The following is an 11,823-nucleotide window of genomic DNA, read 5'->3' as shown; positions in this document are numbered from 1 at the left end:
AAGTTCGCTGCGCAATGGCCGATAAGCTGGTCGACTGCCCTGCGCCGACCCATGCTCACCGGACTCTTCACCCGCCTGATCCACCGCTTCGGGACCGCGCCGCCTGCCGAACCGCAGGACGACGCGCTGCATCGCCTGCTCGACCTGCTGGCGGCCCAGGCGGCACACGACCACTGGAAGATCCGCTTCGAGGGCCAGCTCAGCGGCCTGACGGACGCGGGCATGAAGCCCGAGGACATCTGCTTCGACGACCGCTGCGTGCTGGGTCGCTGGCTGCAGAACGACGGCAAGGCCTCGGTGGGCCAGCTGCCGGCCTTTCGCCAGCTGGTGGACAGCCACCGCAGCTTCCACCACGCGGCGTCCAACCTGCTGAGCCTGCAGCGCAGCGGCCGCATCCACGAGATGGAGCGGCTGCAGCGCGGCGCCTACAGCATCAGCGCCAGCGGGGTCGCGCGCTCATTCATGGCGCTGCGGCGGCAGCTGGACCTGCCGCTGACCCAGGCACCGCAGCCCGACTGAGCCTCTCAGCCCAGCGGGCCGCAGCGCCCGCGCACAGCGCTCAGCGGCTCAGCGTGGCCAGCGCCGCGTTGAAGGTGGCGCTGGGGCACATCACCGCGCTCAGCTTGGCGGTGTCGGGCTTGTAGTAGCCGCCGATATCGGCCGGCTTGCCCTGCACCTCGGCCAGCTCGGCCACGATCTTGGCCTCGTTGTCGGCCAGGGTCTTGGCCAGCGGCGCGAACGTGGCGGCCAGCTCGGCGTCCTCGGTCTGGCCCGCCAGCTCCTGCGCCCAGTACATCGCCAGGTAGAACTGGCTGCCGCGGTTGTCGAGCTCACCGGTCTTGGGGCTGGGCGACTTGCGGTTGTCCAGCAGCTTGCCGGTGGCCGCATCCAGCGTCTTGGCCAGCAGCTTGGCGCGGCTGTTGCCGTTCTTCAGGCCCAGGTCCTCCAGGCTCACCGCCAGCGCCAGGAACTCGCCCAGGCTGTCCCAGCGCAGATGGTTCTCTTCCACCAGCTGCTGCACATGCTTCGGGGCCGAGCCGCCGGCGCCGGTCTCGTACATGCCGCCACCGGCCATCAGCGGCACGATCGACAGCATCTTGGCCGAGGTGCCCAGTTCCATGATGGGGAACAGGTCGGTCAGGTAGTCGCGCAGGATGTTGCCGGTGGCGCTGATCGTGTCCATGCCGCGGATCACGCGCTCCAGCGTGTAGCGCATCGCCCGCACCTGGCTCATGATCTGGATGTCCAGGCCATTGGTGTCGTGCTCGTGCAGGTACATCTTGACCTTGCGGATCAGCTGCGCCTCGTGCGGGCGGTAGCTGTCGAGCCAGAAGACCACCGGCATGCCCGAGTTGCGGGCGCGGTTGACGGCCAGCTTGACCCAGTCGCGGATCGCGGCGTCCTTGACCTGGCACATGCGCCAGATGTCGCCCTCTTCCACGTTCTGGCTCAGCAGCACCTCGCCGGTCTCGAGGTCGGTGATGTTGGCCACACCGTCCTCGGGGATCTCGAAGGTCTTGTCGTGCGAGCCGTACTCCTCGGCCTGCTGGGCCATCAGGCCGACGTTGGGCACCGTGCCCATGGTCTTCGGGTCGAAGGCGCCGTGCCACTTGCAGAAGTTGATCATCTCCTGGTAGATGCGGGCGAAGGTCGATTCGGGCATCACGGCCTTGACGTCCTTCAGGCGGCCGTCGGCGCCGTACATCTTGCCGCCCGAGCGGATCATCGCCGGCATCGAGGCGTCGACGATCACGTCGTTGGGCGAGTGGAAGTTGGTGATGCCCTTGGCCGAGTCCACCATCGCCAGCTCGGGGCGGTGCTCGTGGCAGGCGTGCAGGTCGCGCTTGATCTCGTCGCGCTGCGAGGCCGGCAGCTTCTCGATCTTGGTGTAGAGATCGACCATGCCGTTGTTGACGTTGACGCCCAGCTCCTTGAAGGTCTCGGCGTGCTTGGCGAAGGCCTCGCGGTAGAAGATCTTCACGCAGTGGCCGAAGACGATCGGGTGCGAGACCTTCATCATCGTCGCCTTGACGTGCAGCGAGAACATCACGCCGGTCTTGCGGGCGTCCTCGATCTCCTTCTCGTAGAAGGCCAGCAGGGCCTTCTTGCTCATGAACATGCTGTCGATCACCTCGCGGTCGAGCAGCGAGACCTTGGGCTTGAGCACGATGGTCTTGCCGCTCTTGGTGATCAGCTCCATCTTCACATCGCGCGCGCGGTCCAGCGTCATCGACTTCTCACCGTGGTAGAAGTCGCCGGCGTGCATGTGCGAGACGTGGGTGCGCGAAGCCTGGCTCCACTCGGCCATGCTGTGCGGGTTCTTGCGCGCGTACTCCTTGACGGCGCGCGGCGCGCGGCGGTCGGAGTTGCCTTCGCGCAGCACCGGGTTCACCGCCGAGCCGGTGCACTTCGAGTAGCGCGCCTTGATCGACTGCTCTTCCTCGTTCTTCGGGTTCTCGGGGTAGTCGGGGATCTTGTAGCCCTTGTCCTGCAGTTCCTTGATGGCCGCCTTCAGCTGGGCGATCGAGGCGCTGATGTTGGGCAGCTTGATGATGTTGGCCTCGGGGCGCAGCGTCAGCTTGCCCAGCTCGGCCAGGTTGTCCGGCACGCGCTGCTCTTCGGTCAGGCATTCGGGGAACTGCGCCAGGATGCGGCCGGCCACCGAGATGTCGCTGGTGGCCACGTTGATGCCCGCAGGGGCGGTGAAGGTGCGGATGATCGGCAGGAAGGACCCGGTCGCCAGCAGCGGCGCCTCATCGGTCAGCGTGTAGATGATGGTGGACTTCGGGTCGCTCATCGCTTATCTCCTGGATCAATGTGAATGAATGCTCTGGCCGCGAGGGGGCGTCGCGGACAACCGGGAACGATGCGGCATTTTGCTTTCGAGGGTCTGACCCTGGCCCCGGTTTTTGCATTGATATTTCATGATGCAAAAAATGGCCCAGATTTTTTGGCGGCCCCAAAGACAAGGCCGCCCCGAGGGGCGGCCTGGCCAGGGAGGGTGGCGCGGCGGATCAGCGTGCGACCAGGTCCTTGACCTGCTGCAGCGCGGCCGGGTCTTCCATCGTCGTCAGGTCGCCCGGATCGCGGCCCTCGCAGACCGCCTGGATCGCGCGGCGCAGCAGCTTGCCCGAGCGCGTCTTGGGCAGCACGCTGACGAAGCGCACGCGGGCCGGGCGGGCCACGGCGCCGAGCTGCTCGTCCACCACCTTCATGATCGCGCCTTCGAGCTTCAGCGCGTCGGCGTCCGAGGCGGCCTGGCTGGGGTCCTTCAGCACCGCGAAGGCCACGGCCACCTGGCCCTTGAGCTGGTCGGCCACACCCACCACCGCCACTTCGGCGACGTTCGGGTGGCTGGAGATGCTCTCCTCGATCTCGCGCGTGCCCAGGCGGTGGCCGGCCACGTTGATCACGTCGTCGGTGCGGCCCAGGATGAAGAAGTAGCCGTCCTCGTCCTTGATGCCCCAGTCGAAGGTGCTGTACATGACCTTGTTGTGGATGCTGGACCAGTAGGTCTTGACGTAGCGTTCGTCGTCACCCCTGCAGGCAGCCCGGGGGCAGCGGGCCTTCCACCGCGATCACGCCCTTCTTGCCGGGCTCGGTGATCTCCTCGGCGGTGGTCTCGTCGATCAACTTGACGTCGTAGCCGTACACCGCCTTGCCCGGCGAGCCGAACTTGGTGGGGGCCTTCTCGACACCGTTGCAGATGGCCATGATCGGCCAGCCGGTCTCGGTCTGCCAGTAGTTGTCGATGATCGGCTTGTTGATCGCGCCGGCGATCCAGGTGGCGGTGGGCTCGTCCAGCGGCTCGCCGGCCAGGAACAGCGCCTTCAGGCTGGACAGGTCGTACTTGGTCAGGAAGGCCGGGTCCTGCTTCTTCAGCACGCGCGCGGCGGTGGGCGCCGAGAACATCACCGAGACCTTGTACTTCTCCACCAGGCTCCACCAGATGCCCGCGTCGGGGCGGATCGGCAGGCCCTCGTACATGATCGTGGCCATTCCGTTGATCAGCGGGCCGTAAATGATGTAGCTGTGGCCCACCACCCAGCCGATGTCGGAGGTGGAGAAGTAGGTCTCGCCCGGGTTGCCCATGTAGATGTGCTTCATCGACGCGGCGAGCGCGACGGTGTAGCCGCCGGTGTCGCGTTGCACGCCCTTGGGCTTGCCGGTGGTACCGCTGGTGTAGAGGATGTAGCTGGGGTGGGTGGAGTCCACCCACTCGCAGGGCACCTGGGCGTCCATGTTGGCGGCGCGCAGGCTGGCGTAGTCCTCGTCGCGGCCGGCGACCCGGGCGAACTCGGCCAGGCCGCGGTTGACCATCAGCACCTTGGCCGGCTTGTGCGCGGCCAGGTTGATCGCCTCGTCCAGCAGGTGCTTGTAGGGCACCGACTTGCCGCCGCGCATGCCGGCGTCGGCGCTGATGATGGCCACCGGCTTGGCGTCATCGATGCGGCTGGCCAGCGAATGGCTGGCGAAGCCGCCGAAGACCACCGAGTGGATCGCGCCGATGCGCACGCAGGCCAGCATCGCGAAGCAGGCCTCGGCGATCATCGGCATGTAGATCAGCACGCGGTCGCCCTTGCCCACACCCAGCCCCTGGAGGATGGCCGCCATGCGGTTGACCTCGGTGTGCAGTTCGCGGAAGGAGTAGGCCTTCTCGGTGTCGGTCTCGGTGGAGACGAAGATCAGCGCGTTCTGGTCCGGCCGCGTCGCCAGGTGGCGATCGACCGCGTTGTGGCACAGGTTGGTCTGGCCACCGGCGAACCACTTGGCGAACGGCGGGTTGCTGTAGTCGCAGACCTGGTCGAAGGGCCGGTGCCAGTCGACCAGCGCGGCCTGTTCGCGCCAGAAGCCGTCGCGGTCGGTGATGGAGCGGCGGTGGAACTCTGCGTAGCTGGTCATGAATGTCTCCTCGGGGCCGTGTTCGGAGCCCGGCCACAGCGCCGAGCGTCAATCCGGAATTGCAGCGCCACAGCCTGACGCTGCACTGTCAAAAACAATGCATTTCAGCCCAGCGCCGCCACCACTTCAGGGGGGGCTTGCACCAGCTCAATCAGCACGCCCTCGCCCCCCACCGGGAACTCGTCGTTGCCCTTGGGGTGGATGAAGCAGATGTCGAAGCCCGCGGCGCCTTTGCGGATGCCCCCGGGGGCAAAGCGCACGCCGTTGGCGCTCATCCATTCCACCGCCTTGGGCAGGTCATCCACCCACAGGCCGACATGGTTCAGCGGGGTAGCATGCACCGCCGGCTTCTTGTCGGGGTCCAGCGGCTGCATCAGGTCGACCTCCACCGCGGTCGGGCCGCTGCCCAGCGCGCAGATGTCCTCGTCGACGTTCTCGCGTTCGCTGACAAAGGTGCTCTTGACCTGCAGGCCCAGCATGTCCACCCACAGGCTCTTGAGCTTGTCCTTGCTCGGGCCGCCGATGGCGATCTGCTGGATGCCGAGGATCCTGAAAGGCTTGGTGCTCATCGTGTGGTGTCCTGGAAAGCGTTGGAGAGTTCGGCGCTGATCGGCAGGTCCAGCCGGGCCAGCAGGCGGCGGTCCTGCTCGGCATCGGGGTTGCCGGTGACCAGCAGCTTGTCGCCGTAGAAGATGGAATTGGCACCGGCCATGAAACACAGCGCCTGCACGCCCTCGTCCAGGCCGCGCCGGCCGGCCGACAGGCGCACCCGCGAGGCGGGCATCGTGATGCGCGCGGCGGCGATCACGCGCACCACCTCGAAGGGGTCGACCGGCTCGGCGTCGGCCAGCGGCGTGCCCTCGATGCGCACCAGCTGGTTGACCGGCACAGAATCCGGCGCCGGGTCCAGGCTGGCCAGCTCGGCGATCAGGCCGGCACGCTGCAGCCGGGTCTCGCCCATGCCGACGATGCCGCCGCAGCACACCTTGATGCCGGCCTCGCGCACATGCTCCAGCGTGCGCAGCCGGTCTTCGTAGACGCGGGTGTGGATGATGTCGCCGTAGAAGTCGGGCGCGCTGTCGAGGTTGTGGTTGTAGTAGTCCAGGCCCGCATCACGCAGCATCACGGCCTGGTGCGGCTCGAGCATGCCGAGTGTCGCGCAGGTCTGCAGACCCAGGTCCTTGACGCCCTGGACCAGCTCGGCCACTTTCTCGACGTCGCGGTCCTTGGGCGCGCGCCAGGCGGCCCCCATGCAGAAGCGCGAGGCGCCGGCCCTCTTGGCGGCGCGCGCCGCGCCCAGCACCGCCTCGACGTCCATCAGCTTGCCCGCCTCGACGCCGGTGTCGTGGTGGGCGCTCTGCGGGCAGTAGGCGCAGTCCTCGGGGCAGCCGCCGGTCTTCACCGACAGCAGCGAGGCCAGCTCGATGTCGCCGGCCGGGAAATGCTGGCGATGCACCTCGTGGGCCTGGTGGACCAAGGCCATGAAGGGCTGCTGCATCAGCGCCAGCACGGCCTCGGCCGTCCAGCGGGCGGTGCGGGGCGCCGGACGGCGCAGCAGCTGGATCGGCGCCTCGGGTGCGTCGGTCTGGATCACTGGTCAGACCTCACTCGAAGGCAATGATCGGCTGGTCCACGGACAGGCTCTCGCCCTTGCTGGCGCGCACTTCCTTGACCACCCCGTCCTGCGCGGCGACCAGGATGTTCTCCATCTTCATCGCCTCAATGACCGCCAGCTTCTCGCCGGCCAGCACCTTCTGGCCCACGCTGACAGCCACATCGACCAGAAGCCCCGGCATCGGCGACAGCAGGAACTTCGACAGGTCGGGCGGCGCCTTGTAGGGCATCAGCTTGTGCAGCTCGGCGGCACGCGGCAGCAGCACCAGCGCGTCGATCGCGGTGCCGTTGTGGGCGATGCGCATCGACAGCGGCTGCTTGGCGGAGCCACGTTCCACCTGGGCGCTGAAGGGCTGGCCGTTGACCGTGCCGGTCATCAGCACCTCACCCAGCTTGGTGTGGCTCTGGATGGCGTAGGTCTTGCCACCCACCGTGACATCGGCTCGGCCGCTGGCCGGATCGAACTCGCCCAGCGTGACGTCGTGGTAGACGTGCTGGCCCTCGGCGCCCAGTTGCACCACCACCAGCTCGTTCTTGTGCGCCACCTCGTGGCCCGGCAGCTGGCCGCTGATGCCGGCCGCACGCTCGCGCGCCTTTCGGCGCACGAAGGCGGCGATCGCCACCAGGAACAGCGGGTCGTCGTGCGGCACGTCCTCGGCGCGGAAGCCCTTGGCGTAGTGCTCGGCGATGAAGCCGGTGTTGAACTGGCCGGTGACGAACTTCGGGTGCGCCAGCAGCGCCGCCTGGAAGGGGATGTTGCTGCTGATGCCGCGGATCACGAAGGCGTTGAGCGCGGCGCGCATCTTCGCGATCGCGTCGTTGCGGTCGCGGCCGTGCACGATGAGCTTGGCGATCATCGAGTCATAGAACATCGGGATCTCGCCGCCTTCATAGACGCCGGTGTCCACGCGCACGCCACCGAAGCGGCCGTCGGCATAGGCGGCGCCCTGCAGCGTCTCCGTGCCCTGCTCCAGATCCGCGGCCGGCGGCTGGTACTTCACCAGGCGGCCGGTGGACGGCAGGAAGTTGCGGAACGGGTCTTCCGCGTTGATGCGGCACTCGATGGCCCAGCCCTCGCGCTGGATGTCGGCCTGGCCGAAGGACAGCTTCTCGCCAGCCGCCACGCGGATCATCTGCTCCACCAGGTCCAGGCCGGTGATGCACTCGGTGACCGGGTGCTCCACCTGCAGCCGGGTGCTCATTTCCAGGAAGTAGAAGTCCTGGTCCTTGCCGACCACGAACTCCACCGTGCCAGCGCTCTGGTACTTCACCGCCTTGGCCAGCGCCACGGCCTGTTCGCCCATGGCCTTGCGCGTGGCATCAGAGATGAAAGGGCTGGGCGCCTCCTCGATCACCTTCTGGTGGCGGCGCTGGATCGAGCACTCGCGCTCGTTCAGGTAGACCACGTTGCCGTGGCTGTCGCCCAGCACCTGGATCTCGATGTGGCGCGGCTCGAGCACGTACTTCTCGATGAAGACGCGGTCGTCGCCGAAGCTGTTGCGGGCCTCGTTGCGGCACGAGGAGAAGCCCTCGAAGGCCTCCTTGTCGTTGAAGGCCACGCGCAAGCCCTTGCCGCCGCCGCCGGCGGACGCCTTGATCATCACCGGGTAGCCGATGCCCTTGGCGATCTCCACCGCCTGCTCGGGCGTGTCAATCGCGTCGTTGTAGCCGGGGATGGTGTTGACCTTGGCTTCGTTGGCCAGCTTCTTGGAGGCGATCTTGTCGCCCATGGCCGCGATGCTGAAGTGGCGCGGGCCGATGAAGGCAATGCCCTCGTCCTCGCAGCGCTTGGCGAAGGCCTCGTTCTCGGACAGGAAGCCGTAGCCCGGGTGGATGGCCTCGGCGCCGGTGGACTTGGCCGCGGCGATGATCTTGTCGGCCACCAGGTAGGACTCGCGCGAGGGCGCCGGGCCCAGCAGCACGGCCTCGTCGGCCAGCTCCACGTGGCGGGCGTCCTTGTCGGCCTCGGAATAGACGGCGACCGTCTGGATGCCCATCTTCTGGGCGGTCTTGATGACGCGGCAGGCGATTTCCCCGCGGTTGGCAATGAGGATCTTCTTAAACATGGTGGGTCTCCGCGGGGAACTCGCCTGCGTGCGCTTCGCGCACCCGGCAATTTGGCTTCGCCGAAACGGCCTTGCGGCCGTTTTCGCCGCGGTTCGCAATCAGGATCTTCTTGAACATGCTTTTTTCTCCGCGCGGCCTGAACTCAAAGAGGGATGTTTCCGTGCTTGCGCCACGGGTTTTCCAGCTTCTTTTCACGCAGCATCACCAGACTGCGGCAGATGCGCTTGCGCGTCTCGTGCGGCTGGATCACGTCGTCGATGAAGCCGCGCGCACCCGCCACGAAGGGGTTGGCGAAGCGGGCCTTGTATTCGGCTTCCTTGGCCGCGAGCTTCTCGGGGTCGCCCTTGTCCTCGCGGAAGATGATCTCCACCGCGCCCTTGGCGCCCATCACCGCGATCTCGGCGTTGGGCCAGGCGAAGTTCACATCGCCGCGCAGGTGCTTGGAGGCCATCACGTCATAGGCACCGCCATAGGCCTTGCGGGTGATCACGGTGATCTTGGGCACGGTGCACTCGGCGTAGGCATAGAGCAGCTTGGCGCCGTGCTTGATGATGCCGCCGTACTCCTGGCTGGTGCCGGGCATGAAGCCGGGCACATCCACGAAGGTGACCACCGGGATGTTGAAGGCGTCGCAGAAGCGCACGAAGCGCGCGGCCTTGATGCTGCTCTTGATGTCCAGGCAGCCGGCCAGCACCAGCGGGTTGTTGGCGACGATGCCCACGGTCTGGCCCTCCATGCGGGCCATGCCGATGACGATGTTGGCGGCGTAGTCGGGCTGCAGCTCGAAGAAGTCGCCGTCGTCGACCGTCTTGACGATCAGCTCCTTGATGTCATAGGGCTTGTTCGGGTTGTCCGGCACCAGGGTGTCGAGCGAGAAGTCCAGGCGGCTGGCCGAATCACCGCTGGGGCGCACCGGCGGCTTCTCGCGGTTGTTCAGCGGCAGGTAGTTGAAGAAGCGGCGCAGCATCAGCAGCGCCTCCACGTCGTTGTCGAAGGCCAGGTCGGCCACACCGCTCTTGGTGGTGTGGGTGCTGGCGCCGCCCAGTTCCTCGGCGGTGACCTCCTCGTGCGTCACGGTCTTCACCACCTCGGGGCCGGTGACGAACATGTAGGAGCTGTCCTTCACCATGAAGATGAAGTCGGTCATCGACGGCGAGTACACCGCGCCACCGGCACACGGGCCCATGATCATGCTGATCTGCGGGATCACGCCCGAGGCCATCACGTTCTTCTGGAACACGTCGGCATAGCCGCCCAGCGAGGCCACGCCTTCCTGGATGCGGGCGCCGCCCGAGTCGTTCAGGCCGATCACCGGCGCCCCCACCTTCATCGCCTGGTCCATGACCTTGCAGATCTTCTCGGCGTGGGTTTCGCTCAGCGCGCCGCCGAACACCGTGAAGTCCTGGCTGAAGGCGAACGCCAGGCGGCCGTTGATCATGCCGTAGCCGGTGACCACGCCGTCGCCGGGGATCTTGGTGTCGGCCATGCCGAAGTCGACGCAGCGGTGCTCGACGAACATGTCCCACTCCTCGAACGTGCCCTCGTCGAACAGCAGTTCCAGGCGCTCGCGCGCGGTGAGCTTGCCCTTCTTGTGCTGGGCGTCGATGCGTTTGCGCCCGCCGCCCAACCGGGCCTTGGCGCGCTTTTCTTCGAGCATCTGCTGGATGTCATGCATGGGAGTGGCTCCTCGGTCTTGCCTTCAGGTCAACTTGAACAGGTCCAGCAGGCGGCGCGCCGCCACACTGGCGGCCACGCGTCCCTGGCGGACGGATTGGGTGGTGGTGGCCAGCGCCTCGCGCACCGCGGGGTGCTGGTGGAACCGCTCACGCAGGCCCGATTCAATGCGCTCCCACATCCAGGCCTCGTCCTGGGCGTGGCGGCGCGCGGCCAGCCGGCCGCTGGCGGTCTGCAGTTCGCGGTAGCGCTGGACGGTCTGCCAGAACTCGGCGATGCCGGTGGACTTCAGCGCGCTCATCTGCAGCACCGTGGGCTGCCACAGCGCGGTGTCGTGCGCCGCATGATCCGGATGCCCATGGTGGCCGTAGATGCGCAGCGAGCTGGTGATCTGGGCGCGGGCGCGGGTGGCGGCGTGCTCATCGATGTCGGCCTTGTTGATGACCACCAGGTCGGCCAGCTCCATCACGCCCTTCTTGATCGCCTGCAACTCGTCGCCGGCATTGGGCAGTTGCAGCAGGCAGAACATGTCGGTCATGCCGTGCACCGCGGTCTCGCTCTGGCCCACGCCCACGGTCTCGACGATCACCACGTCGAAGCCGGCGGCCTCGCAGACCAGCATCGCCTCGCGGGTGCGCTCGGCCACGCCGCCCAGGTTGCCGCTGCTGGGGCTGGGACGGATGTAGGCGGCCTCCTGCACGCTCAACTGCTCCATGCGGGTCTTGTCGCCCAGGATGGAGCCGCCCGAGACGCTGCTGGACGGATCGATCGCCAGCACCGCCACGCGGTGGCCCTGGGCGATCAGGTGCAGGCCCAGCGCCTCGATGAAGGTGCTCTTGCCCACGCCCGGCACGCCCGAGATGCCCAGCCGCAGCGAACGCCCGCTGTGCGGCAGCAGCGCGTTGAGCAGCGCGTCGGCACGCAGGCGGTGGTCGGCGCGGGTGCTTTCGAGCAGCGTGATGGTCTTGGCGATCGCACGGCGGCGCGGCGCATCCTCACCGGCGGTGACCTGCGCCAGCAGCAGGGCATCGGGCGGCGGGAGCTCGGCGGCGCCGGCGAGCGGCGGTGGCGTGTCGGACATCGCGTTCATCGCGGAGCGTTCAGGTCCGTGCGGGGCGCAGGTAGTACAGGTCCCACTCGCCCTCGGCCTGCAGCACGAAGCCGTGGCGCAGGTAGAAGCGGTTGGCGTCGGAGTGCTTCAGCGCGGTGACGCTGACCGCCTTGCGCTGGGCATCGGCGTCCTGCAGCACCTGGTCCAGCACCCACGAGCCGATGCCCTGACCCTGCGCCGACGGGTGGATGTAGAGGTGGTCGAGCAGGCAGTCCTTCTCGCGCGGCACCACCACCACGAAGCCCACCAGTTCGCCGCGCAGCCGGATGTGGCGCGTGTAGGCCGGCAGGTAACCGCGGGAGAGGCGCTCACGGGCACGCTGGGGGTCGAAGCGGCCCACGCGCTCCAGGCTCTCGCGCATCGCGGCCATGCGCAGCGCCAGCAGGGCCTCGAAATCGCCCTCACCGGCCGGCAACAGCGCCAGGCCCTCGGGTGCGCGGTGCGCGTGCGGCATG

The 11,823-nt window shown here is 67.4% G+C and carries 9 protein-coding genes and 1 pseudogene; 1 reads left to right on the top strand and 9 read right to left on the bottom strand.

Going from position 1 to position 11,823, the window contains the following annotated elements; all coding sequences use genetic code 11:
• Positions 1-51: 51 nt before the first annotated feature.
• Positions 52-519 (top strand): CZB domain-containing protein, encoded by a 468-nt coding sequence (locus KAK03_RS13625; RefSeq protein ID WP_210854506.1) that lies wholly within the window; start codon positions 52-54, stop codon positions 517-519.
• 40 nt (positions 520-559) lie between these two features.
• On the opposite strand, the gene KAK03_RS13620 is transcribed toward KAK03_RS13625, so the two are convergent.
• The 9 genes and pseudogenes from KAK03_RS13620 to KAK03_RS13585 form a co-directional block, all read right to left on the bottom strand.
• Positions 560-2,797: an NADP-dependent isocitrate dehydrogenase gene (locus KAK03_RS13620; protein ID WP_210854505.1), complete on the bottom strand. Its 2,238-nt coding sequence runs from the start codon at positions 2,795-2,797 to the stop codon at positions 560-562.
• Positions 2,798-3,014: 217 nt separating this feature from the next.
• Positions 3,015-4,902 (bottom strand): annotated as a pseudogene (locus tag KAK03_RS13615) (propionate--CoA ligase).
• 104 nt (positions 4,903-5,006) lie between these two features.
• Positions 5,007-5,471, bottom strand: a complete 465-nt coding sequence (locus KAK03_RS13610; protein ID WP_210854504.1) for a VOC family protein — start codon at positions 5,469-5,471, stop codon at positions 5,007-5,009.
• Entirely contained in the window at positions 5,468-6,496 is a 1,029-nt protein-coding gene (bioB, locus tag KAK03_RS13605) for a biotin synthase BioB (RefSeq protein WP_375140983.1), read from the bottom strand. The genes KAK03_RS13610 and bioB overlap by 4 nt, the downstream gene beginning before the upstream one ends.
• Positions 6,497-6,506: 10 nt before the next feature.
• Positions 6,507-8,582, bottom strand: a complete 2,076-nt coding sequence (locus KAK03_RS13600; RefSeq protein ID WP_210854503.1) for an acetyl-CoA carboxylase biotin carboxylase subunit — start codon at positions 8,580-8,582, stop codon at positions 6,507-6,509.
• Positions 8,575-8,700, bottom strand: coding sequence for a hypothetical protein (locus KAK03_RS25280; protein ID WP_256441078.1), 126 nt, complete (start codon positions 8,698-8,700; stop codon positions 8,575-8,577). The genes KAK03_RS13600 and KAK03_RS25280 overlap by 8 nt, the downstream gene beginning before the upstream one ends.
• A 25-nt stretch (positions 8,701-8,725) precedes the next feature.
• Positions 8,726-10,258 (bottom strand): acyl-CoA carboxylase subunit beta, encoded by a 1,533-nt coding sequence (locus KAK03_RS13595; RefSeq protein WP_210854502.1) that lies wholly within the window; start codon positions 10,256-10,258, stop codon positions 8,726-8,728.
• Between the two features lie 24 nt (positions 10,259-10,282).
• Entirely contained in the window at positions 10,283-11,338 is a 1,056-nt protein-coding gene (gene meaB, locus KAK03_RS13590; RefSeq protein ID WP_210854597.1) for a methylmalonyl Co-A mutase-associated GTPase MeaB, read from the bottom strand.
• Positions 11,339-11,357: 19 nt separating this feature from the next.
• Positions 11,358-11,822, bottom strand: a complete 465-nt coding sequence (locus tag KAK03_RS13585; protein ID WP_210854501.1) for a GNAT family N-acetyltransferase — start codon at positions 11,820-11,822, stop codon at positions 11,358-11,360.
• Between the last annotated feature and the right edge of the window lies 1 nt (position 11,823).

The organism is Ideonella alba (assembly GCF_018069845.1).
Taxonomy (GTDB): Bacteria; Pseudomonadota; Gammaproteobacteria; order Burkholderiales; family Burkholderiaceae_C; genus Ideonella; species Ideonella alba.
The sequence above is the reverse complement of the archived record's forward strand: the minus strand, read 5'-3'. Positions and strand labels throughout refer to the sequence as shown.

What these genes read in the sequence shown, in the direction of transcription:
- KAK03_RS13625 (WP_210854506.1), top strand. Translation starts at nt 52, where the DNA reads ATGCTCACCGGACTCTTCACCCGCCTGATCCACCGCTTCGGGACCGCG.
- KAK03_RS13620 (WP_210854505.1), bottom strand. Translation starts at nt 2,797, where the DNA reads ATGAGCGACCCGAAGTCCACCATCATCTACACGCTGACCGATGAGGCG.
- KAK03_RS13610 (WP_210854504.1), bottom strand. Translation starts at nt 5,471, where the DNA reads ATGAGCACCAAGCCTTTCAGGATCCTCGGCATCCAGCAGATCGCCATC.
- KAK03_RS13600 (WP_210854503.1), bottom strand. Translation starts at nt 8,582, where the DNA reads ATGTTTAAGAAGATCCTCATTGCCAACCGCGGGGAAATCGCCTGCCGC.
- KAK03_RS25280 (WP_256441078.1), bottom strand. Translation starts at nt 8,700, where the DNA reads ATGTTCAAGAAGATCCTGATTGCGAACCGCGGCGAAAACGGCCGCAAG.
- KAK03_RS13595 (WP_210854502.1), bottom strand. Translation starts at nt 10,258, where the DNA reads ATGCATGACATCCAGCAGATGCTCGAAGAAAAGCGCGCCAAGGCCCGG.
- meaB (WP_210854597.1), bottom strand. Translation starts at nt 11,338, where the DNA reads ATGTCCGACACGCCACCGCCGCTCGCCGGCGCCGCCGAGCTCCCGCCG.
- KAK03_RS13585 (WP_210854501.1), bottom strand. Translation starts at nt 11,822, where the DNA reads ATGCCGCACGCGCACCGCGCACCCGAGGGCCTGGCGCTGTTGCCGGCC.